General features: G+C 64.4%; 24 protein-coding genes. 13 read left to right on the top strand and 11 right to left on the bottom strand.

Annotation, left to right across the window (positions count from 1 at the left end; all coding sequences use genetic code 11):
- Positions 1-5 precede the first annotated feature (5 nt).
- The 5 genes from glnA to PVV74_RS11495 all read left to right on the top strand — a co-directional run bounded on the left by glnA (position 6) and on the right by PVV74_RS11495 (position 4,926).
- A complete protein-coding gene (gene glnA, locus PVV74_RS11515) occupies positions 6-1,412 on the top strand; it encodes a type I glutamate--ammonia ligase (protein ID WP_274593287.1) in 1,407 nt (468 codons plus the stop codon).
- A 216-nt stretch (positions 1,413-1,628) separates the two neighbouring features.
- Entirely contained in the window at positions 1,629-2,492 is an 864-nt protein-coding gene (locus PVV74_RS11510) for a hypothetical protein (protein ID WP_274593286.1), read from the top strand.
- Positions 2,493-2,606: 114 nt separating this feature from the next.
- Positions 2,607-3,422 (top strand): lytic murein transglycosylase, encoded by an 816-nt coding sequence (locus tag PVV74_RS11505; RefSeq protein WP_274593285.1) that lies wholly within the window; start codon positions 2,607-2,609, stop codon positions 3,420-3,422.
- A 187-nt stretch (positions 3,423-3,609) separates the two neighbouring features.
- The gene (locus tag PVV74_RS11500; protein WP_274593284.1) at positions 3,610-4,044 is read left to right on the top strand and encodes a glyoxalase superfamily protein; all 435 of its coding nucleotides are present in this window, start codon (positions 3,610-3,612) and stop codon (positions 4,042-4,044) included.
- Between the two features lie 165 nt (positions 4,045-4,209).
- Entirely contained in the window at positions 4,210-4,926 is a 717-nt protein-coding gene (locus PVV74_RS11495; protein ID WP_274593283.1) for a hypothetical protein, read from the top strand.
- Between the two features lie 172 nt (positions 4,927-5,098).
- On the opposite strand, the gene PVV74_RS11490 is transcribed toward PVV74_RS11495, so the two are convergent.
- Complete coding sequence (locus tag PVV74_RS11490; RefSeq protein WP_274593282.1) at positions 5,099-5,554, bottom strand: DUF6314 family protein; 456 nt, start codon at positions 5,552-5,554, stop codon at positions 5,099-5,101.
- A 55-nt stretch (positions 5,555-5,609) separates the two neighbouring features.
- Between PVV74_RS11490 and purB the strand changes: the two genes are divergently transcribed.
- From purB to PVV74_RS11475, 3 genes are all read left to right on the top strand, one after another.
- Entirely contained in the window at positions 5,610-6,917 is a 1,308-nt protein-coding gene (gene purB / locus PVV74_RS11485; protein ID WP_274593281.1) for an adenylosuccinate lyase, read from the top strand.
- Positions 6,918-7,023: 106 nt separating this feature from the next.
- On the top strand, positions 7,024-7,191 hold the full coding sequence (locus PVV74_RS11480) for a hypothetical protein (RefSeq protein ID WP_170067234.1): 168 nt from the start codon (positions 7,024-7,026) through the stop codon (positions 7,189-7,191).
- Between the two features lie 241 nt (positions 7,192-7,432).
- Positions 7,433-8,506 carry a flagellar motor switch protein FliG gene (locus PVV74_RS11475; protein WP_274593280.1) on the top strand — a complete coding sequence of 358 codons (1,074 nt, stop codon included), beginning with the start codon at positions 7,433-7,435 and terminating at the stop codon, positions 8,504-8,506.
- A 3-nt stretch (positions 8,507-8,509) separates the two neighbouring features.
- Here PVV74_RS11475 and PVV74_RS11470 read toward each other — a convergent pair whose 3' ends face one another.
- A complete protein-coding gene (locus tag PVV74_RS11470) occupies positions 8,510-9,592 on the bottom strand; it encodes an ABC transporter ATP-binding protein (RefSeq protein WP_103764098.1) in 1,083 nt (360 codons plus the stop codon).
- Positions 9,593-9,801: 209 nt separating this feature from the next.
- Between PVV74_RS11470 and PVV74_RS11465 the strand changes: the two genes are divergently transcribed.
- Positions 9,802-9,936, top strand: a complete 135-nt coding sequence (locus PVV74_RS11465) for a hypothetical protein (RefSeq protein WP_274593279.1) — start codon at positions 9,802-9,804, stop codon at positions 9,934-9,936.
- A 6-nt stretch (positions 9,937-9,942) separates the two neighbouring features.
- Here PVV74_RS11465 and PVV74_RS11460 read toward each other — a convergent pair whose 3' ends face one another.
- The 9 genes from PVV74_RS11460 to yajC are packed head-to-tail and all read right to left on the bottom strand — an operon-like array spanning position 9,943 to position 16,746.
- Entirely contained in the window at positions 9,943-10,482 is a 540-nt protein-coding gene (locus PVV74_RS11460) for a DsbE family thiol:disulfide interchange protein (protein WP_274593278.1), read from the bottom strand.
- A complete protein-coding gene (gene ccmD, locus PVV74_RS11455; RefSeq protein WP_274593277.1) occupies positions 10,475-10,633 on the bottom strand; it encodes a heme exporter protein CcmD in 159 nt (52 codons plus the stop codon). Before ccmD ends, PVV74_RS11460 begins: the two co-directional genes overlap by 8 nt.
- Positions 10,630-11,364: a heme ABC transporter permease gene (locus PVV74_RS11450; RefSeq protein WP_274593276.1), complete on the bottom strand. Its 735-nt coding sequence runs from the start codon at positions 11,362-11,364 to the stop codon at positions 10,630-10,632. Before PVV74_RS11450 ends, ccmD begins: the two co-directional genes overlap by 4 nt.
- Positions 11,365-11,380: 16 nt before the next feature.
- Positions 11,381-12,037 carry a heme exporter protein CcmB gene (ccmB, locus tag PVV74_RS11445; RefSeq protein WP_274593275.1) on the bottom strand — a complete coding sequence of 219 codons (657 nt, stop codon included), beginning with the start codon at positions 12,035-12,037 and terminating at the stop codon, positions 11,381-11,383.
- Positions 12,034-12,651 (bottom strand): heme ABC exporter ATP-binding protein CcmA, encoded by a 618-nt coding sequence (ccmA, locus tag PVV74_RS11440; RefSeq protein ID WP_103764016.1) that lies wholly within the window; start codon positions 12,649-12,651, stop codon positions 12,034-12,036. Before ccmA ends, ccmB begins: the two co-directional genes overlap by 4 nt.
- Positions 12,652-12,667: 16 nt before the next feature.
- A complete protein-coding gene (locus PVV74_RS11435; protein ID WP_103764017.1) occupies positions 12,668-13,021 on the bottom strand; it encodes an Mth938-like domain-containing protein in 354 nt (117 codons plus the stop codon).
- Between the two features lie 10 nt (positions 13,022-13,031).
- Positions 13,032-13,784, bottom strand: a complete 753-nt coding sequence (locus PVV74_RS11430) for a sulfite exporter TauE/SafE family protein (protein WP_274593274.1) — start codon at positions 13,782-13,784, stop codon at positions 13,032-13,034.
- Positions 13,777-16,410 (bottom strand): protein translocase subunit SecD, encoded by a 2,634-nt coding sequence (gene secD / locus PVV74_RS11425; protein ID WP_274593273.1) that lies wholly within the window; start codon positions 16,408-16,410, stop codon positions 13,777-13,779. The genes PVV74_RS11430 and secD overlap by 8 nt, the downstream gene beginning before the upstream one ends.
- Before the next feature lie 57 nt (positions 16,411-16,467).
- Positions 16,468-16,746 (bottom strand): preprotein translocase subunit YajC, encoded by a 279-nt coding sequence (yajC, locus tag PVV74_RS11420; protein WP_103764020.1) that lies wholly within the window; start codon positions 16,744-16,746, stop codon positions 16,468-16,470.
- 218 nt (positions 16,747-16,964) lie between these two features.
- On the opposite strand from yajC, the gene serS reads away from it, so the two are divergent.
- The 4 genes from serS to PVV74_RS11400 all read left to right on the top strand — a co-directional run bounded on the left by serS (position 16,965) and on the right by PVV74_RS11400 (position 22,990).
- Positions 16,965-18,257: a serine--tRNA ligase gene (gene serS, locus PVV74_RS11415; protein WP_274593272.1), complete on the top strand. Its 1,293-nt coding sequence runs from the start codon at positions 16,965-16,967 to the stop codon at positions 18,255-18,257.
- Between the two features lie 371 nt (positions 18,258-18,628).
- The gene (locus PVV74_RS11410) at positions 18,629-19,033 is read left to right on the top strand and encodes a hypothetical protein (RefSeq protein ID WP_103764022.1); all 405 of its coding nucleotides are present in this window, start codon (positions 18,629-18,631) and stop codon (positions 19,031-19,033) included.
- A gap of 92 nt (positions 19,034-19,125) precedes the next feature.
- Positions 19,126-21,003, top strand: coding sequence for a cobaltochelatase subunit CobT (cobT, locus tag PVV74_RS11405; protein WP_274593271.1), 1,878 nt, complete (start codon positions 19,126-19,128; stop codon positions 21,001-21,003).
- 160 nt (positions 21,004-21,163) lie between these two features.
- Positions 21,164-22,990, top strand: a complete 1,827-nt coding sequence (locus tag PVV74_RS11400) for an aminopeptidase P family protein (RefSeq protein WP_274593270.1) — start codon at positions 21,164-21,166, stop codon at positions 22,988-22,990.
- Positions 22,991-23,021 lie beyond the last annotated feature (31 nt).

The raw sequence follows: 23,021 nt of genomic DNA, 5'->3' as shown, positions 1-23,021 counted from the left end.
TGGACATGAGCGCAAAAGATCTGCTCAAGACGATCAAGGACGAGGAAGTCGAGTATGTCGACATCCGTTTCACCGACCCGCGCGGCAAGCTGCAGCACGTGACGGTCATCGCCGACGAGGTCGACGAGGACTTCCTGGAGGAAGGCTTCATGTTCGACGGCTCGTCGATCGCCGGCTGGAAATCGATCGAAGCCTCGGACATGAAACTGATGCCCGACACCACCAGCGGCTACATCGACCCCTTCTATGCCGAGAAAACCATCTGCGTGCACTGCTCGATCGTCGAGCCGGACACCGGCGAAGCCTACGAGCGTGACCCGCGCGGCACCGCCGAAAAGGCCGAGGCCTACCTGAAGTCCAGCGGCATCGGCGACAGCGCTTTCATGGGCCCCGAAGCGGAATTCTTCCTCTTCGACGACGTACGCTTCTCCAACTCGATCAACAAGGTCTCCTACGAGGTCGACGCGATCGACGCGTCCTGGAATACCGACACCGAGTACGAGATGGGCAACATGGGCCACCGTCCGGGCGTCAAGGGCGGGTATTTCCCGGTCAACCCCACGGACGAATCCCAGGACATCCGCTCCGAGATGCTCTCGACCATGAAGCGCCTGGGCATGAAGGTCGACAAGCACCACCACGAGGTGGCCTCGTGCCAGCACGAGCTTGGCCTGATCTTCGGCACCGTCACCAAGCAGGCGGACGAGCTGCAGAAATACAAGTACGTCATCCACAACGTCGCCGCCGCCTACGGCAAGTCGGCCACGTTCATGCCCAAGCCCATCGCGGGCGACAACGGCACGGGCATGCACGTCAACATGTCGATCTGGAAAGACGGCAAGCCGCTTTTCGCCGGTGACAAGTATGCCGACCTTTCGGACGAGGCCCTGTGGTACATCGGCGGCATCCTGAAGCACGCCAAGTCGCTCAACGCCTTCACCAACCCGTCGACCAACAGCTACAAGCGCCTGATCCCGGGCTTTGAAGCTCCCGTGCTGCGCGCCTACTCGGCCCGCAACCGCTCGGGCTGCGTCCGGATCCCGTGGACCGAGTCGCCGAAAGCCAAGCGCGTCGAGGCCCGCTTCCCCGATCCGTCGGCAAACCCTTACCTGTGCTTTGCTGCGCTTCTGATGGCCGGTCTCGACGGCATCAAGAACAAGATCGACCCGGGCGAGGCGATGGACAAGAACCTCTACGACCTACCGGCCGAAGAGCTCGAAGGCATCCCGACCGTCTGCGGCAGCCTGCGCGAAGCCATGCAGGAGCTTCAGGCCGATCACGAGTACCTTCTGGCCGGTGACGTGTTCACCAAGGACCAGATCGAAGGCTATATCGAACTCAAGATGGAAGAGATCGAGACTTACGAACACACGCCGCACCCGGTGGAGTTCGGCCTGTACTACAGCTGCTGATCTCTCAGCCAATCTGAAACGACGCGGGCGCCTTTTCCGGAAGGCGCCCGTTTTTTTCATCCTGTCCTTCAAAAAACACGCGAGGCAGTTGCTGGAAAATGGCGGATTCCCGCTCGTCCGCGAACAGTGCCCAATTGTTTTCATATTTGAAACGCACTGTGTTCACTAACTTTTTGGATGATCTAAATTCGATCGCGAACAACCAGGACTTGAAAAATGGCTCATACCGATAAACGCGTCACGGCAGGTCTGATCTTCATGGAAGAAAAAACAATCGACCTTCTGGATGCGGTCACGCGCACCGCCGAGGCCTTGACCGGTCTCTGCGAGGACGGCCGGTCGCTCGGCTTCCTGTCCGACCTGGACGCCGGGGTAGAGACCGAACATTACCGGATCGGCCTGACACTCAGCGACAATGTCGTGCTGCCGGGTCTGGAGCTGAAGGTCGGCACCCTGCTGCAGATCGACGTCTCCCGACGGGACCAAGCGGCGGGCGAACCCGCCACCGCGATGGATGCCGTGCTGGCCCGCGTGGCAATTGCCCTCAGCGATCAGCTACGTCCAGAGCACCTGCAATGGGTCGAGCCAAAGGCGATCCTGTCAGCTGAAGACGTCATGATGGCGCGCAAGCCTGCCGAGCATGAAACGCCCGAAACCGACAGGTTGCCGGACCAGACCGTGCGCGCCCGCGCCGCCCTGACCGAGATCGACGAGCTGCACACCAAGCTGGACGAGCGGTTGGAAAACACGCCGCCTCCGGTTTTGCCGATCCTGCCCTCGAAGGCGTTCTTCGGCGTGTCCGAAGGCATCATCGAAGACACGCCGGACACGCTCGCTCCAGCCATCGAGAACATTGCCGAGGAGACCGATCGCCTGCGCCTGGCGGCCTGGCTTTTGTCCTTGGCGGTGGCCTGCATCGCGCTGCCGGTCGGGCTGGCGCTGGTGATCATCAACCTGATCAAAGGTGAAAACCTGCGCCTCGTCTCACAGGCGGCGGCCCTGTCGGGGCTCTTCGTCTCGTTGCAGGCCAACGGCGCCACCGCCACCGCTGTGGAGGTCGTCCAGAGCGTGTTGCTTTGAGCTCCGCCCGGCACTCCGGCAGTCATCGGGTCGGCGTCTTCTCCGGCCCCGAGAATTGACTTTGTTCCCCGTTCCCCCTCGGCTAAGCTTGGACGGTCTGACCTGGAGTTGCCAATGTACCCGAAACTGAAATCCCGCATTTTCACGCTCGCCCTTGCCCTTGCCGCCTCCGCCACAACCGGAACGGCCGCGCTCGCGCAATGTGGCAATAACGCCAACGGATTCGAACAATGGAAGGCCGGCTTCGCCCAGCAGGCCCAGGCTTCCGGTGTCGGTCAGCGTGGTCTTCAGGCGCTGGCCCAGACCCGCTACGCCTCCAGCACCATCGCCGCCGACCGCAACCAGAAGAGCTTTCGTTACTCGCTCGACAAGTTCATGCAGGTGCGCGGCGCCAACACGATCATCGCCCAGGGCCGCAAGCGCAAGGCGCAGAACCCTGGCTTCTACAACTGGATCGAACAGAACTACGGCGTGCCCGCCGGGGTCATCATCGCGATTCACGGCATGGAAACCGGCTTTGGCGGCTTCATGGGCGACAGCTCGGTCGTCTCGGCCATCGTGACCCTGACCTATGACTGCCGTCGCTCGGACTTCTTCCGTCCGCACGCCATCGGCGCGCTGAAACTGGTGGATCGCGGCTCGATCACCATCAACACACGCGGCGCCAAGCATGGCGAACTCGGCCATACCCAGTTCCTGCCGGGCAACGCGCTGACCTACGGCGTTGACGGCAACGGCGACGGCCGCGTGGATTTCTACAACCAGGCCGATGCGCTTGTGTCGACGGCGAATTTCCTGCGCCGCAAGGGGTGGCAGCCGGGCGCAGGTTACCAGCAGGGCCAGCCCAATTTCCGCGTCATCAAGCAATGGAACGCAGCCACAGTCTATCAACAGGCCATCGCCATCATGGGCGCCAAGATCGACGGCTGACGGCGCGGGGCTTGACGCAGAACCGCCGGCTGCCTATCTGCCGGACTTACGGGGCGTCAGGCCCCCGCCGCCCGCAAGCCGTTCGGCCATGGTGAAGCCCTGACAGTGACATTGCATCGACCCGGGGCACAGACCGGGCAGCAACGCGGGCCCTGCCGATCTATCTGCCCCTTATGGGATCACTGCAATGACACAGACCACGCTTCCCCCGCGCGACGTGCTGAAAGGTCACGCGCGCAATCTTCGCCAGACCCTCAGCTACGCCGGAACGCCCATCAGCCACTCCATGGCGCTCGAACATGTGGCTCATCAATGGGGCTACCGTGACTGGAACACCCTGTCCGACGCCATCGCGGCTCCGGCTCCCCGCGTCTGGGCGCTGGGTCAACGGGTGTCTGGGCACTATCTCGGCCATGCGTTCACCGGCACCATCCGCTCGGCTCGCCGTCGCGGACCGAACCACGTGGAACTGGGCATCGACTTCGACACGCCCGTCGACGTGGTTGCCTCGACCCGCTTCAGCGCACTGCGGAAACGGGTGACCTGCACGGTCGGCGCCACCGGGCGCACGGTCGAGAAAACCTCTGACGGACAGCCGCACGTTGCCCTTGACCTGACCTGACACCTCTGGCGTGTCGCACCTTCAAAAAGCGCGGCACGCCCCTTCAAATCAAGGCGCTCGGTCCGCTATCCGGGAGCGCCTTCTTGAACTTGCCACAATCTTTTCCAACGCCCGTCCCAGTTGCAGCATAGGTCTGGAAATTCCTAGACCCTTCGAAGGCAGAGTATGTACGACTCCCTACAGACCTCCATCGCGACTTTCGGATATCGCCGCGCGCCAGTGGCGCAGGCCGGCGATATCGTTCACGCGATCGACGAGATGCTGCAAAACTCCGACGCCCAGCCGCGCCGGATTCACTGGGTCAGCGACTCCATCGCGATGATAGACCGGATCGGCGTGCGAATCGCCGTCGCTCTTTTGCCTCCCAGCCACGAGGATCGTTACACGCATCTCGTGCTTGCCATCGGGCGCAGTCCCGACGAACCGAACGGCGACGACCTTCTGGATGTCTCCTTCGCGCATCTTGCCGACCGATTGATCTATCGCATCAAGGACGACATGCCCTATGACACGATCATGCGCGGCGAAACGCCCGAAATGGTTGACCACGACCTGATCCTGTCGCTCTACGATTTTTTGCGCCAGTCGCCCCCCGCGTCCGGCCCCTCCGCTCCGGCCAATCTCGACGCACAGCCCGCCGCACGCCAACGCCGGACCACCACTGTCTTAACTACCGAAGAGTATTTCGACGTGATCCTGTCCGAAGAGGTGCCCGATACCGTCACGGCCGTGCCAAGCTGGCTTGAAAAACGCGCCGTGCCTACGAAGCCGCTGCGCCTGACAGTGCACACGATGGCGCTGTCGATCATGTTGTACACTGCCCCGCTCGGTGCATTTCTCTTCACGTATTCGATGCTGCGCGACATCACGGGTGATCGTTGATCGTCTCCACAAGGTCCTTGCAAAGGTGAAACGGGCGACACCCCTGGGTGCCGCCCTGCCTGTATGAAGCCTGTTTTTGTCCGGCTTTTCTGTTTCTGCACCTGGGTCAGGGATCGCACCCGCCCGGCTTTCCTTTTGCTATTGTCTCTTATGGCGAAACAATTTGACCGAATTAAGGCGGGCTGTTCACCTCTCCCACCGAGGGGGCATAACGGCTGACCATTCGGTAGGCCTTGCGCGGCCCCGACACGGCCCAGGTTGCGCGCCACTGAGGCCAGCCCGCAAAATCGTACTGCACATCATACATATCCGGATCGCACCAGTGCTGCGCCTCGCCGTCCTCGGTAATGCTGTGAAAGAACCGGCCATCCTCGAACATCACATCGATCCCGCCGCTCTTTCCGGCCCGCCACAGATACGCCCGTTCGGCCCGCATCGGCGCCTGCCCGGCCACGGTCAGCACGCCCGCCTCGCGATAGACCAACCCGCCCTGCCCGGGATTAAGCCGCGCCTCACCCTCGAACCGCGCGGGCGGCGCGCCCTCGTGCACCACGTCGCGCTCCAGCCGCCACGTTCCCTCGAATTCTGCCAGTTCCGGTACCAATCGCCACGCCCGTCTTGCCGCCACCCGTTCCTCCGTCTAAACCGCGCCCGACAGCCATTCAATCCAAAGGTCCGTTCGCATGATCCCTCGCTATTCCCGCCCCGACATGGTCGCCATCTGGGAACCCGCCACCAAATTCCGCATCTGGTACGAGATCGAGGCCCATGCCTGCGACGCGATGGCCGACCTTGGCGTGATCCCGCGCGAAAATGCCGAGGCCGTCTGGAAAGCCAAGGATGTCGAATTCGACGTCGCCCGGATCGACGAGATCGAGGCCGTGACCAAGCATGATGTCATCGCCTTCCTCACCCACCTGGCCGAGCATGTGGGCTCCGAGGAAGCCCGCTTCGTCCACCAGGGCATGACCTCCTCGGACGTGCTGGATACCTGCCTCAACGTGCAGCTCGTCAGCGCCGCCGACCTGCTGATCGCAGACATGGAAGACCTTCTCGCCGCCCTCAAGCGCCGCGCGTTCGAGCACAAGATGACCCTGCGCGTTGGTCGCTCCCACGGCATCCACGCCGAACCCACCACCATGGGCCTCACCTTCGCGCGCTTCTATGCCGAGATGGACCGCAACCTTACCCGCCTGCGCACCGCCCGCGCCGAGGTCGCCACCGGCGCCATTTCCGGCGCCGTCGGCACCTTCGCCAATATCGACCCCCGCGTCGAAGAACATGTCTGCAAGCAACTGGGCCTCGAACCCGAGCCCATCAGCACGCAAGTCATCCCCCGCGACCGCCACGCCGCCTTCTTCGCAACGCTTGGCGTTATTGCCTCGTCCATCGAGAACGTCGCGATCGAAATCCGCCACATGCAGCGCACCGAGGTTCTGGAAGGCGCCGAGTTCTTCTCGATGGGCCAGAAGGGCTCCAGTGCCATGCCGCACAAGAAAAACCCGGTCCTGACCGAGAACCTCACCGGCCTCGCGCGCCTCGTGCGCATGTCGGTGATCCCGGCGATGGAAAACGTGGCCCTCTGGCACGAACGCGACATCTCGCACAGCTCGGTCGAGCGGATGATCGGCCCCGACGCCACCGTGACGCTCGATTTCGCCCTCGCCCGCCTGACCGGCGTGGTCGACAAGATGATAATCTTCCCCGAGAACATGCTGGGAAACATGAACAAGTTCCCGGGCCTCGTGATGTCCCAACGCGTCCTTCTGGCCCTGACGCAAGCGGGCGTCAGCCGCGAGGACGCCTACGCCATGGTCCAGCGCAACGCGCTCAAAGTCTGGGAGCAGCGCACGGATTTCAAAGAGGAATTGCTGGCCGATGCCGATGTCGTCGCCGCGTTGGGCACGGAACAGATCGAAGAGAAATTCGACATGGATTACCACACCAAGCATGTCGACACGATCTTCACCCGCGTCTTCGGGGAAAGCTGAATTTCCGGGCAGATCGGGCCACGAGCCGCGCAAGTTCGGGCTGAAACACTGGTCAGAGACCAATTCCGTGTTACCATCGGGGTCTTAGTGCAAAGGAGTTCAATCCATGAAGTCCAAGACCAAGACCATTCTGACGTCGTTCGCCCTCGTTCTGGGCACCACCGTTTCGGCCGCCGCGATGTGCCCCGGCAAATCGCAACAGGCCGCTTCCTGCGCCGAAGGCATGGTGTGGGACAAGAATACCGGCACCTGCGTCGAACAGACCATGAGCTGACCGGCGGGCCATATCCCGAAAAGAAGCGGCGCTCCCGGGTCCGGGCAGCGCCGTTTTCAAAGCGTTTCGTCTTTTACCTGAGCCATCAGCGAAAGGCGAAACGCGTGCAACGATTGTATGTTTTGCTGCGTTTCGCGGGTAAGCGGTGTGTCAGGTTTATCGCGAAACGCTTTAATCTTACCTTTAGCGGTTTCTTCACCACTCCCGCCCTAGTTTGCCGGAACGTCATCCGGGGACTGGAATGAGCAGCAGAAATTTTGGGCAACTGGCGCTTTCAGGGCCGTCCGCAAACGCGGCGGCCCAGCTGACTCGCCGGCAGAAGGCCGCGATCATCGTCCGTTTTCTCATCAACGAAGGCGCGGATGTTCCCTTGCAGGACCTGCCCGACGAATTGCAGCACCGCCTGACCCAGCAAATGGGCACGATGCGCTATGTCGACCGCGCGACCCTGGCCGATGTCGTGGCCGAATTCGCCTCCGAGGTCGAGGCGATGGGCCTGACCTTCCCGCGCGGCGTCGCCGGCGCGCTCACCGCGCTCGACGGGCGCATCAGCCCGCAAACCGCCTCGCGCCTGCGCAAGGAGGCCGGCGTGCGCCAGTTCGGCGAACCGTGGGAACAGGTGCGCACCGCCCAAACCGGCGACCTGCTCGATATCCTGCAATCCGAAAGCACCGAGGTCGCCGCTGTCCTGCTGTCCAAGCTCGAAGTGACCCGCGCCGCCGAACTCTTGGGAAAAATGCCGGGCGACGCCGCGCGACGCATCGCCGTCGCCATGTCCCAGACCGGCGCGGTCACCCCCGATGCCGTCGACCGGATTGGCCTGTCGCTTGCCGCACAACTGCACAGCGTGCCCGAAACGGCCTTTGCCGATGGCCCGGTCGAACGTGTCGGCGCCATCCTCAACTATTCCCCCGCCGCCACCCGCGACGACGTTCTCATGGGCCTCGACGAAAGCGACCAAGGCTTTGCGGCCAAAGTCCGCAAGGCCATCTTCACCTTCGTCAACATTTCCGAACGCCTCAATCCCATCGATGTGCCCAAGATCACCCGCGATGTCGAACAGGCCGCTCTGGTGCAGGCGCTGGCCCATGCCCAAACCAGCGAAGACACCAAGGAATCCGCCGATTTCATATTGGAAAACATGTCGAAACGCATGTCCGACGCCCTGCGAGAGGAAGTCGAGGCATTGGGCAAGTTCAAACCCAAGGACGGCGAGGCTGCCATGACCGACGTGATCAATGTCATCCGCACGCTGGAGGCCAGCGGCGAATTGCAGCTTATCGTGCCGGACGACGATGAAGAGGAAAACGCCTGAGGCTCAGCTTACCGGAAAGATGAAGCACTTGTCGCGCCGGATGGTCAGCCACATCGGCGTGCCGTTCCTGGGCAGGAACACCGCCGGCACCGTCACCTTGAAGCGTGGCCCGCCAAACGCCATTTCGAACTCGACCAGGCTTTCGCCCCCCATGAATCGCGCCCGACGCACTTCGCCGCGCACCGCCGTGCCGTCGCTGATCGTCGGCGCCGGGCCCTTGCCCGCGCGGTCGAAATCCAGCTTCACGTGCTGCGGGCGCACCACGATCTCCACCGCCTGCCCGTCCGGCACCCCCGGCGCCAGGAACTGGCCGAAAGGCGTCTGCGCCAGCGCGCCATGCACCTCTCCCTTCACCACGTTCACGTCGCTGAAGAAGGACACCGCCGCGCGGTCGGCGGGCGCGTTGTAGATGTTATACGGCGCGCCCTGCTGCACGATCCGCCCGTCGCGCATCAGCGCGATCGTGTCGGCCATGCGCATCGCCTCCTCGGGCTCGTGCGTGACCAGCAGCACCGCGGTGTCCTGCTCGCGCAGGATCTCCAGCGTCTCGTCCCGGATACCGTCGCGCAGCCGGTTGTCGAGCCCCGAAAACGGCTCGTCCATCAGCATGATCGAAGGCCGGGGAGCCAAGGCGCGGGCCAGCGCCACCCGCTGCTGCTCGCCCCCCGACAACTCGTGCGGAAAGTTGCGGTCATAGCCCTCCAGCCCCACGCGTTCCAGCAATTCGCCAACGCGTGCGGCCTTCTCATCGGCCGTTCCACCCAGCCCGAAGGCCACATTTTCGCCCACGCGCAGATGCGGGAACAGGGCGAAATCCTGGAACATAAGGCCGATATGCCGCCGTTCGGGCGGCACGCGAAACACCGTATCGCAGACCAGCTTGCCATCGACCCAGATCTCGCCCGCGTCCTGCATCTCGACGCCCGCGATCATCCGCAGCGTCGTCGACTTGCCACAGCCCGACGGCCCCAGAAGGCACGTCACCTGCCCGGGCAGCACCGACAGCGACACGTCATCCACCACGATGCGCCCGTCATAACGGCGCACGAGATTGCGTGTCTCAAGGCGCGGGGTGGTGTCCTGCACGTCAGCCTCTTCGCTTTTCCGATCGAATATGTCGGGCTTGCCGTCGCAGATAGCAATCCCGCCCGCCCCGCGCAAGATGCCGCCGCTCGCACGGGAAACACGCAAATGTGCGCCGAGGTCAGAATTTTCCGACTATCGCGACGCGACGGTTGTGCCTATCTGAATCGTACGAACGAGCAGCAAAAACAAAAACACGACGGAACCTATCGATGCGAAAATTCCTGATCTCCCTGCAGGTCGCCTTGATCGCCCTTCTGGCGATCACCGGCGCTCTGGCCAGCCCTGACACACCCCCAGCCTGCCCTCTCGGCGACACAGTGCACGTCGAAGAGTGCAAGAAATAACAGGTCTCAGCCGCCCCGCGCTTTCTCGATCGCGGGGCGGATCTGGCCTTCCAATACGCGCTCGGTGATCGGCCCCGGAAACCGCAGCACGACCCGCCCTTCGCCGTCGATGACATAGGTCTCCGGTACGCCGTAAAGCCCCCAGTCCAGCGCCATGCGCCCGTTCGGATCGGCCCCGATGGCCGTATAGGGATCACCCAGTTCCTCCAGGAAACCCAGCGCATTGCCCGGCTGATCCTTGTAGTTCACGCCGTAGATGGTGACGCCTTCCTCGGCCAGCGCCTCCAGGTGCGGATGCTCCACCCGGCACGGTGCGCACCAGCTGGCCCAGTAGTTCACCAGCTTCACGCCGCCACTGCGCAACTCCGCGTCGGTGAACGGCGTTTTACCCTCCAGTGGGGTCAGCGCCACGGCAGGCGCCGGCTTGCCCTTAATGGCCGACGGCAGCGCATCGGGGTCCTCGCGCTGCATCCCGATATAGAACACCGCGGCCAGTGCGGCGAAGATCACCGGCGGCAGCACCATGAGGAACGAGGTCTTAGGCATCCGATTTCCGCTTTTTTTCAATATCTTTCAGCGCGTTCTTCACCCGCACCGATCGCCGCCAGCTGAACAGTACCAGCGCGATCAACAGCACCAGCGACACCGCATAGGACGACAGCACCGCCTCGGCGTATTTTCCAAGCTCCGGCATCACGCCTCCATCCTGTCACGTGCCAGGAGCGCCCGCATGCGCCGCGCCCGGATCTCGGTTTGCGTGCGCAGGAAGACCAGCGCGATGAACAGGAACACGAATCCCGCGATACACACCAACAGCGGGAAATAGAACACGTCCGCCACGTTCTCCTCCTTGTCGAGGCTCAGCGACGCCCCTTGGTGCAGCCCCTGGTTCCAGAACAGCACCGCATAGCGGCTCAGCAGGGCAAAGACCGACCCCACGATGCACAGGATCGAAGTGAGATCGGCCGCCGTGTCGTCATTCTCGATGGCTTCCCATAGGGCGATGTAGCCGAGGTAGAACAGGAACAGGATCAGGAACGACGTCAGCCGCGGATCCCACGCCCACCACGTTCCCCACATTGGCTGGCCCCAGATCGCCCCGGTCGCCAGCGCTATCACCGTCATCACCACGCCCACGGGTGCGGCCGCGCGGGCCGCCAGCGCGCTGACGTGGTGCCGCCGCACCACCCAGATCAAGGACGCCAGCAGCATCATGATCCACGCGTTGATCGCCATCAGCGCGCTCGGCACGTGCAGATATATGATCTTGACTGTCGAGCCTTGCCGGAAATCGTCCGGCGTGAAGAAAAAGCCCCAGATGAGCCCGGTCGCCAGGCAAAACACGGCCAGCACCGACACCCACGGCAGAACCTTGTCCGTCGTGTCGATGAACTTCTTCGGGTTGGCGTATTCCCACAATGATGCCACGCGTGTGACTCCTCCGTTAACGCAGGTTGACCCTCAATACCGCAGCCGACGCGAAAGGCAAAAGCGCGATGGTGCCGCAGGTGATCCCCGCCAGCATCAGCATCGGCGTCGTGTAGTCCTGCCCGTCCACGCCCCGCCGCGCCATCTCGGCGCCAAAGATCAATGTTGGCACGTAAAGTGGCAGCACAAGCAGGCTCAGCAGCAGCCCGCCCCGGCGCAGCCCCACTGTCAGCGCCGCGCCGAACGCACCGATCATGCTTAAGCCAGGCGTGCCCAGGAGCAGCGACAGCACCAATGGCCCATAGCCCTGCGCCGGCAGGCTCAACAGCACGCCCAGCACAGGGGCGGCCAGCACCAGCGGCAATCCCGTCGTGATCCAGTGCGCCAGCCCCTTGATGGCGGCCACCGCCTCCATCGGCAGCGGCGCCGTGGCCAGCAAATCAAGGCTGCCATCTTCCCAGTCCAGCGCGAAGATCCGGTCGAGCGACACAAGACAGGCCAGCAGCGCGCCGATCCAAACGATCCCCGCCGCGATCCGCGACAACAGTTCTGATTGCGGCCCCACGCCGAACGGAACCAGCACCACGACGATCAGGAAGAACGCCAGCCCAAGGCCGAACCCACCCCCGGCCCGCACGGCCAGCCGTATGTCCCGCAGCAGAAGCGCCTTCACAGGAAGGCCTCGTCGAAATCATCCAGTTCCTGCCGCACCGCGCGAAAGGGCGCCACGTCCAGCACGGTCGCTTCGTCAAGGCCAAGGTCGATATGCGTGGCCAGCACCGCGATCCCACCTTCGGCCAGATGCGCCCGCACCACGGCGGCGAACATCGCAACCGCACGGGCGTCCAGCGACACGGTCGGCTCGTCCAGGATCCAGATCGCGCGGCCCGTCACCAACAGCCGCGCCAGCCCCAGCCGCCGCTTCTGCCCGGCAGACAGAAACCCTGCCGGCCGATCCGCCAAACTTTCCAGTTCATAAGCTGCCAAGGCGTGAGAAATCTCTTTGCGGCCAAAGACCTGCGCCCAGAAGCTCAGGTTCTCGACCACGCTCAGCGCGGGCTTGATCCCGTCCGCGTGTCCCGCGTAAACCACGCTGTCGGCGGGATAGTCCACCGTGCCCGAGACCGGCGGCTGCAACCCCGCCAACGTGCGCAAAAGGGTCGTCTTGCCCGCCCCGTTCGGCCCGCGCAGCACCAGCGCCTCGCCCGCCGCGACGGCGAAACTCAGACCGTCCAGCACCCGCACGCCGCCGCGTGCCACGCAAAGGTCCCGGACCGTCAGGCGCATCGCCGGCCCACCGCTCTCAGACCGGCAACAGGGCCGCGGCCACGCGCCGCCCTTCCGAGATCAGCACATTATAGGTCCGCGCCGCCGCCGGCGAATTCATCGCCTCCACCCCGATGCCCGCCTCCTCCAGCGCGGTGCGGAAATCGCCCGGCACATGCGCGGTCTCGGCGCCCGTGCCGATAAACAGCACGTCAACCTTGTCCATCAGGTCCATCAGCGACGCGCTGTCCTCGTACCCGCCCCAGGCCTTTACCCCGTCCGGCCCCACGCAGACCGCGCCCTCGATCGCCTCTCCGCCGACGCGGAAAAAGCCCGGCCCATAACCGTCGATCGGTTTCACATCGGAAAATGTTACCTCGTTCAGGCGCATCGCGTCCTCCTCAGTCCCACAGCGGCAAGCCCGAAACGACCGCCAGCGCGATCACCCCGTAGGCGGCCCAGCGATACAGCCGCTCGAGCGTGGGGTCAAACAGGGCTTGCCCGATCAGCGTGGTGATCAGGTAGGGCACCGACATCACGACGGCCAGCATGGCAAGCTCCGCCGTCACCGCACCCTGCCACAGCAGGTTGGCGATCAGCACCACGTCGAGAGCAGCCAGGAACAGGATGGTGTTGCCCCGCACCGACTGCACCGCCGCCTGCCCGGACAGGTAAAACAGGATCACAACCGGGCCTGTCAGGCCGGTCAGCCCGCCGACAACCCCCGCCGCCGCCCCGATGGCCAAGAGCCCCGGCCGGGTGATGGTCTGTGTATAACGCCACCCGGCGATCAGCGCCGCCAGCATGCCCGCCGCAACGCCGGTGATGATCCAGCGCACCGTGTCGTTGTCCAGAAGGTCCAGCAGCATCAGGCCGACCGGCACCGTCACCAGGGCCGCCAGCACCAGGACACCGACCTCTTTCGGCTCCCCCTGCCGCCAGGCCCCGCGCAGGATCGCCGCGTTGCTGGCGATGCCCGTCAGCATGATCACCACGATCACTTCCTTGGGCGACAGGAAAATATTGGCCACCGGCACCACGATCAGCGCCGTGCCGAACCCGGTGAACCCGCGCACCAGGCCCGCGACCCCGATGGCGAAACACAGCCAGACCAGACCCGGGGTGGCCAGCACCCCGCTCAGGATATCAGGCATCTATGTTCGCGAATTGCGTCCCGGCATTGGCGTCAGGCTTGGTCCAGTCGCGCTTGACCCCCAGCCACAGCAGAACCGTGCTGGCCACGAAGACCGAGCTGTAGGTGCCCACGATCACGCCCCAGATCATCGCGAAGACGAACCCGCGGATGACGTCGCCGCCCAGCACGAAGAGGGCCAGCAGCGCCAGAAGCGTGGTGACAGAGGTCATCATCGTCCGGCTCAGCGTCTCGTTGATCGAAATGTTCAGTACTTCTTTCAGCGGCTTCTTCTTGTATTTCCGCAGGTTCTCGCGCACCCGGTCAAAGACGACCACGGTATCGTTCAGCGAATAGCCCACGATGGTCAGAAGCGCCGCGATGATCGCAAGGTCGAACTGGATCTGCACTTCCGAGAATATGCCGATGGTCAGCACCACGTCATGCACCAAGGCGATGACCGCGCCCAGTGCGAACTGCCACTCGAACCTCAGCCAGATGTAGACAAGCACCGCTCCGATCGCCAAGAGCACCGCGATCACGGCGGTCTGGATCAACTCGCCCGACACTTTCGGCCCCACGCTCTCGACCGAGGTAAAGGTCAGGTCGGGCACCACTTCCTGCAACGCCGCCTCGACCTCCGCGATGGTATCCTGCGACACGCTTTCCTGCCCATCCTGCGCCTGGATGCGGATCATGGTCACGTTCTCGTCCGGGCCGAAGGTCGGGTCAAAGACTTCGGTGATGCTCACGTCGCCCAACTCCAGCGGCGTGATGGCGTCACGGTACTGCCCCACGTCCACCGTCTGCGCGCTTTCCGTCCGGATCGTCGTGCCGCCGCGGAAGTCGATGCCGTAATTCAGCCCCTGCAACAGGAACGACCCCAGCGCGATCACGATCAGGAAGCCCGACAAGCCCAGCGACAGCTTCCAGCGCTTGAAGAAATCAAGGTTCGTAACCGACGGCACCAGCTTCAGCGACCGCCCTTGCAAGACCGCCTTCGGCCGCTTGCGCTCGAACCACATCACCACGATCAGGCGGGTGACGAATATCGCCGTGAAGACCGACGTGATGATCCCCAGCCCCAGCGTGATGGCAAAGCCCCGCACCGGGCCCGAACCCATGGCATAAAGGATCAGCGCCGTGATGAAGGTGGTGATGTTGGCGTCCGTAATGGCGCTCAGCGCCTTCTCGTAGCCCAACTGGATCGCTCGCGACGCGCCCTTGGCCGTCTTCATCTCTTCGCGGATGCGCTCGAAGACCAGCACATTGGCGTCCACCGCCATACCGATCGTCAGCACGATCCCCGCGATCCCCGGCAATGTCAGCGTCGCCCCGATCATGCTCAGCAGTCCGAATATCAGACCGACGTTAATGATGAGGGCGATATTGGCAAACAGACCGAACACGCCGTAACTCGCCCACATGAAGGCCAGCACCAGCACGAAGGCCACGATACAGGCGATCTGCCCCGCCGCGATGCTGTCCGCACCCAGTTCCGGCCCGATGGTGCGCTCTTCGAGGAATTCAAGCTCGGCCGGCAGCGCGCCCGCCCGCAGCAATACGGCAAGATTCGTGCTGTCCTCGACAGTGAACTGCCCTGTGATGATTCCCGTGCCACCGGGGATATGCGCCTGGATCACCGGCGCGCTGATCACCTCGTTGTCCAGCACGATGGCAAAGGGATTCCCCACGTTCTCGGCCGTGTAATCCCCGAACTGCCGCGCCCCCGTCGGGTTGAACCGGAACGACACCGCCGGCTGCCCGTTCTGGTCGAAATCGGGCTGCGCATCCACCAGTTGCTCGCCCGTCACCACTGGCGCGCGCTCCAGGATGTAGAACACACCCTCTTCATCCACCGATGGCAGGATCTCGTTGCCGCCACCCGGAGTCTCGTTGCCGTTCGTCGTGCGACTCACCACGGGCTGAAAGGTCAGCTGCGCCGTAGTGCCGATGATGTCCTTCAGCTCCGCGGCACTGCCCACGCCCGGCACCTGGATCAGGATGCGGTCGGCACCCTGCCGCTGGATCGTGGGCTCGCGCGTGCCCATTTCGTTGATCCGGCGCTCGATGATCTCGCGCGCGGTACGCACGGTCTGCTCGTCGCTGGCCTGCCGTTCGGCCTCGCTCAGCGTGACCACGACCTCGTCGCCATCCACAGTCACCGCGATATCGTTCTGTCCCGCGCCCGCGACACTGGCCACCGGCCGCGCCAGCCCGCGCACAAGGCTCGCCGCATATTCAGCCTCGCTGGCATTCTCGACCAGCCGCACGCGCAGCTCCGGCGCGTCGGTGTCCTGCAACCGGATCGGCCCGACCCGGTCACGCTCTTCCCGCAACAGGTCGCGGATCTCCGGCCACATCGCCTCGATCCGCGCGTCATAGACATCCTCGACCTGCACCTCTGCCAGCAGGTGCGCCCCGCCCCGCAGGTCGAGACCAAGGTTCACCAGCCCCGAGGGCAGCCAATCGGGCCACATCTCGGCCTGTTCCTGCAACCCTTCGGCCTCTCCACCCATTTCCAGCGCCATGGTGGCGTCGTTATGGGTCTCGACGCGGGTGTAGAACCCGTTGGGCATCGCCAACAGCAGGCCCAAGGCCACACAGCCCCAAATCACCACGCGTTTCCAAAGGTCGATCTGAAGCATTCGAAGTGCCTTTTATGTCTCTATTGATTTTATCGGAAGGGCATCGCGCCCCGGATATCAGGCGGCGGGTTCGGTCTTCGACAGAACCTGCGCCACGGTGTTGCGCACGACGCGCACTTTAACACCCTCGGCGATTTCCACCTCGATCTCCTCGCCTTCCTTGACGCGGGTCACCTTGCCCACGATGCCGCCCTGCGTGACGATCTGGTCACCCTTGCGCAGCGCCGCGACCATCGCCTGGTGCTCTTTCAACTTCTTTTGCTGCGGACGAATGAGCAGGAACCACATGATCACGAAGATCAGGATGAGCGGGATGAACTGGCCAATGGCTTCCATGCGAATCTGTTTCCTTTTCGGGCTTTGCAGCCCCCGGGGCCGCGTTTGCGCGAACCTAAGTCCGGCTTTGGCGTTTTGCAAGGCGCGAACCGGACCGCCTGCGGCAATGTCGCAGGGGCGCGTCAAACGCCCCGATAAGGCATAAATCGACTGTCATCCGTCGCAGGTTACTTGCTACAACCCACCCCACGACTCAACCTGACCCGAGGACCAAGACGATGCACGACATCCGCGCCATCCGCGAAAACCCCGCCCAGTTCGACGCCGCCATGGCCCGTCGCGGGGTGTCGAACGCGTCGTCCGAGATCCTCGCGCTGGACGAAGAGCGCCGCGCCAAGATCCAGGCCGCCGAGACCGCGCAGGCCGATCAGAACAAGGCCTCCAAGGAGGTGGGTGCCGCCAAGGCCAAGGGCGACGAGGCCGAGTTCGAGCGCCTGCGCGCACTCGTGTCCGAGAAGAAGGCCGAGGTCGCCGCCATGCAATCCGAGGCCAAGGCACTCGACCAGAAGCTGACCGACCTGCTGATGACCCTGCCCAACCTCGCGCTCGACGACGTGCCCGAGGGCGAGGACGAAGACGACAATGTCGAGCTGAAACGCTGGGGCACCCCCCGCGAATTCGATTTCACCCCGGTCGAGCACTTCGACCTCGCCGGCGTCAAACCAGGCATGGATTTCGAACTGGCCGCGAAACTCTCCGGCTCCCGTTTCGTGGTGCTGTCGGGCGCTGTCGCGCGCATCCACCGGGCACTGGCGCAGTTCATGATCGACACCCACGTCGAGGAAAACGGCCTGTCCGAGACCTGGACCCCCGTGCTGGTCCGCCCCGAGATGATGTACGGCACCGGACAACTGCCCAAGTTCGGCGAGGACAGCTACGAGACCACCAATGGCTGGTGGCTGGTGCCCACCGCCGAGGTGACGCTGACCAATATCGTCAATGGCCTCGTGGTAGACCAGGATTACCTCCCCCGCCGCTATGTTGCCCATACCCAGTGCTTCCGCTCCGAGGCGGGCAGCGCGGGCAAGGACACCGCCGGCATGCTGCGCCAGCACCAGTTCGAGAAGGTCGAGATGGTCTCTGTAACGCATCCCGAGAAATCCCTCGAAGAGCACGACCGCATGACCGGCTGCGCCGAAGGCATCCTCGAACGTCTCGGCCTGCCCTACCGCACCATCGTGCTCTGCACCGGCGACATGGGCTTCGGCGCGCGCAAGACCCATGACATCGAGGTCTGGCTACCTGGTCAGAACACCTATCGCGAGATCAGCTCGGTCTCCGTCTGCGGCGATTTCCAGGCAAGACGCATGAATGGCCGCTTCAAGCCCGCCGATGGCGGCAAGCCGCAATTCGTGCACACGCTCAACGGTTCGGGCCTCGCGGTCGGTCGCTGCCTCATCGCGGTGCTGGAAAACGGCCAGCAGGCCGACGGCTCGGTCGACCTGCCCGAGGCGCTGCACCCCTATCTGCGCGGCAAAACCCGGCTTCTGGCGGACGGCTCGCTGGGATAGGACACTTCGCGCGGAACCAAGGTGCGGCTCTGTCGCGCGATTGCCAGACCGCGGGATGGCGACCCACGGGCCTACTGTGCACTTTATTTCAGCAACATCCGCAAGACCTCGAATCGAAGTGCTAACCTCCCCCAATCGCCAGCCCGGGGGGCGGTCTGGCGATCGCGCGGCGGCGCGGCCCTGCCGCGCCTTGATTCCGCGCGATACGATACAATACCGCCGTCCCGGGCTTGACCCGGGACCTTTTTGGCTACCCGCGCCCCCGGCATTGACCAATCCTTAATCATCGCGCGGCATCCTTACCGCCATGAAACATTTTTTGTATATACGCTGTATTGACGCGGAATATACGCGCGTCATAAATTCGTTACATGAAAAATGAAAAGCACACCCTGGCGGCGGCGGCTTTTCTGATAACGAGCACGCTGGCCGCCCCTTTGAGCGCCCTCAGCCTTGCAGAGCAGGCAGAGGCCTTCGCCACCTGCGCCGGGCGCTACTCCGCCATGGCCACGCGCCAAAGCGCGACCCACAACCCCGAAAGCGACGCCACAAGGGCTATGCAGACCAGCTTCGAATCCCTTTTGGAAGCCACCTTGCCCCATGCCGCCGAGGCTGGCATCGACCCGCGCCGCGCCCGAAGCTGGCAGGCCTCGGGCTGGTCCGAAATGGCACAGCTCATGCGCCTGCAACAGCGCAGCGCCGACGCCACCCATGCCGACCGCGCCACCCGCGACATGCATCGCCGCCTCTCCACCTGCCGCCAACTCATCCTCTGACGCGGCATTTTCCGCGCCGCGCCCACTGGTCATTCTGCGCTGGTCAGCCTAGGTTGCATCCCTGAAACCGCAGCGTGACAGGGCCCCGCAGAATGGCGCAATCCGACAACCCCGCCGATCCCTTCAAAAAGGCGCTGGCCGAGGCCACCAAGGTGCTGGCCGACGACCCGGAGCTGAACGTCTCCTACTCGGTCGACCCCGCCGGGGTCTCGGGCGATTCCATGCGCCTGCCCCAGATCAGCCGTCGCATGACCAAGGACGAGGTGCTGCAGGCCCGCGGCACCGCCGACGCGCTGGCCCTGCGTCACAAATATCACGACGCGGGCACACACAGCCGCTACTGCCCGCCCGGAGACATGGCCCGCGACCTGTACGAGGCGATGGAAACCGCCCGCTGCGAAGCGATGGGCGCGCGCCACATGCCCGGCACCGCCGGCAATATCGACGCCAAGATCGGCGCCGAGGCCCGCCGCCGCGGCTATGACCAGATCACCGACCCCGCCGAGGCGCCGCTGGCCAATGCCGCGGGCTACCTCATCCGCCACCTCGCCACCGGGCGCGAGTTGCCGGACGGCGCGCGCAACGTCATGGAGCTCTGGAAAGGCTTCATCGAGGAACAGGCCGGCGGCACGCTCGAGGACCTTCAGGCCAAGCTCTCCGACCAGTCCGAATTCGCCCGTTTCGCGCGCCAGATCATCGACGATCTGGGCTATGGCGACCAGCTTGGAGACGACCCCGACGCCCTCGACGACGACGAGCAGGAGCAGGAGGCCGAAACGGACCAGGAGGAAGAGGAACAGCCCGACAGCACCGGCGAGGATGACAGCGACGAGGCCGAGGCCGACGCCGATCCCGAGCAATCCCAGGAACAACAGCAGGACGAGGCGCAGGCTCAGGTCAGCATGGACGACATGGCCGACCAGGAGCAGGGCGACGAGACCGAAATGCCCGAAGGCGAGGCCCCGCTCGATCCCCCCGCGCCGCAACCCATCTCGGACGCCGACCCGAACTATGCCGTCTACAATTCCGCCTTCGACGAGGAAATCCACGCCGAAGATCTCGCCGAGCCCATCGAGCTCGAACGCCTCCGCGCCTTCCTCGACCAACAGCTCGAACCGCTCAAGGGTGCGGTCAGCCGTCTTGCCAACAAGCTGCAGCGCCGCCTACAGGCGCAACAGAACCGCTCGTGGGAATTCGACCGCGAAGAAGGCATTCTCGATGCCGGCCGCCTCGCCCGCGTCGTGGCCAACCCCACCACTCCGCTCAGCTTCAAGGTCGAAAAGGACACCGAGTTCCGCGACACCGTGGTGACGCTGCTGCTGGACAACTCCGGTTCCATGCGAGGGCGGCCTATTTCCATCGCCGCCATCTGCGCAGACGTGCTGGCCCGCACGCTGGAACGCTGCAACGTCAAGGTCGAGATCCTCGGCTTCACCACCCGCGCCTGGAAAGGCGGCCAAAGCCGCGAGACCTGGCTGAACGAAGGCCGCCCGCAATTGCCCGGGCGCCTTAACGACCTGCGCCACATCGTCTACAAGTCCGCCGACGCCCCCATGCGCCGCACCCGCGCCAACCTGGGCCTGATGATGAAAGAAGGTCTCCTGAAGGAAAACATCGACGGCGAGGCCCTGGAATGGGCGCATCGCCGCCTTGCGGGTCGCCGTGAGGCGCGCAAGATCCTGATGGTCATCTCCGACGGCGCGCCGGTCGATGATTCCACCTTGTCGGTGAACCCGGCCAACTACCTCGAAAAACACCTGCGCGACGTGATCGCCATGGTCGAGCGCCGCAAACAGGTGGAACTCCTGGCCATCGGCATCGGCCATGACGTGACACGCTACTACAACCGCGCCGTCACGATCACCGACGCCGACCAGCTGGCCGGGGTGATGACCGAACAGCTGGCCGCCCTTTTCGACAGCGACCCGCGCGCCCGCGCCCGCGTCATGGGCATGAAGCGCGCCAGCTAAGCACCTGAAACAGCTACGGCTTCCCTACGCCGCGCAGGCGGAATTTTGCAAAATTCCGCGCTGGAAAATTCCAATTTTCCAACCCGATTTCTTGCAAGAAATCGGCCCCTGCCCGCGCCCACACTTGCACTTCGCCCCGCGCGGCCCTAGCACTTTGCCCATGACAGATTTGCCCGACACCGTCTTCCAGTCCTTTTCCGAATCCGCCTCTCCCGAACAAGGCCCGCCGCGCCTGAAACTCCTGCGCGCGGAGCTGGAGCGTGACGGCGTCGATGGCTTCATGATCCCCCGCGCCGACGCGCACCAGGGCGAATACGTCGCCCCCGGCGACGAGCGGCTGGCCTGGCTCACCGGCTTCACCGGCTCTGCGGGCTTCTGCATCGTGCTGCGGGAGATCGCCGGCGTCTTCGTCGACGGCCGCTACCGCGGCCAGGTCCGCGCCCAGGTCGACACTGACCACTTCACCCCCGTCGACTGGCCAGCCACGCGCCCCGCAGGCTGGCTGAAAACCCACCTGCCTACGGGCGGCACAGTGGCCTATGACCCGTGGCTCTACACGCCCGAGCAGATCGCGGCGATCGAGGACGGCCTCAAGGGCACCCGGATCACGCTGAAGGCCACCGACAACCTCGTCGACCGCACCTGGCCCGACCGTCCCGCCCCGCCCACGGGCGCCGTGCGCGTCTATCCCGACGATCTGGCGGGCAAATCCCACGCCGACAAGCGCCGCGAGCTTGCCGCAACCCTGCGAGAGGACGGCCATCGCGCCGCCATCCTCACCCTGCCCGATTCCATCGCGTGGCTTCTGAACATCCGCGGCAGCGACATCCCCCGCAACCCGATCCCGCACGCGTTCGCCATCCTGCACGACGACGCGAAAGTCGACCTCTACATCGACCCCGCCAAGCTCGATGACGCCGTGCGCACCCATCTGGGCGACGATGTCACCCTCGCCATGCCGCAGGATTTCACCCCGGCCATCAGCGCCCTTGCCGGCCCGGTCCGGCTCGACCGCGGATCAGTGCCACTGCGCATCGTCAGCCTGCTTGAAGACGCCGGCACCGATATCGCCTATGCCGGCGACCCCTGCATCCTGCCCAAGGCCTGCAAGACCGACGCCGAGATCGCCGCCACCACCGAGGCGCATCTGCGCGATGCCGCCGCCATGTGCGCCTTCCTTGCGTGGTTCGACGCCCAAGCCCCCGGCACGATCACCGAGATCGACGTGGTGAAAAAGCTAGAGGCCTGCCGCCGCGACACCGGCGCGCTGCTCGATATCTCCTTCGACACCATCGCCGGGTCCGGCCCGCACGGCGCCCTGCCGCATTACCGCGTCTCGGAGGCGACCAATCGCACGCTTCAGGACGGCGACTTGCTCGTCCTCGACAGCGGCGGACAATATCAGGACGGCACCACAGACATCACACGTACCCTGCCCGTGGGCACGCCCGGCGACACCGAGCGCGCCGCCTTCACCCGCGTCTTGCAAGGCATGATCGCCATGAGCCGCGCCCGCTGGCCCAAGGGGCTTGCGGGGCGCGACCTCGACGCCATCGCGCGCATGCCCCTCTGGCGTGCCGGGCAGGATTACGATCACGGCACCGGCCATGGCGTCGGCGTGCATCTCTGCGTCCACGAAGGCCCGCAGCGACTGTCGCGCGCCTCGACCGAGCCTTTGCAACCCGGCATGATCCTGTCGAACGAACCGGGATACTACCGCGAGGGCGCCTTCGGTATCCGCATTGAGAACCTCGTGGTGGTCACCCCCGCCCCCACCCTGCCCGACGGCGACGACACGCGCCAAATGCTGCATTTCACCACGCTCAATTACGTGCCCATCGACCGCCGCCTGATCGACGCGACCGCGCTCACCGGCGACGAACGCGACTGGCTGAACGACTACCACGCCACCTGCCGCGACCGGATCGGCCCGCGGCTCGACGATGCGACGCGCGACTGGCTGGACACGGCGACCGCGCCGCTCTGACACGATCCTGTCACACGGACGGGCCACAGAA

Source organism: Roseovarius sp. SK2 (assembly GCF_028807495.1).
Taxonomy (GTDB): domain Bacteria; phylum Pseudomonadota; class Alphaproteobacteria; order Rhodobacterales; family Rhodobacteraceae; genus Roseovarius; species Roseovarius confluentis.
This window is presented reverse-complemented; position numbering and strand designations above follow the sequence as displayed.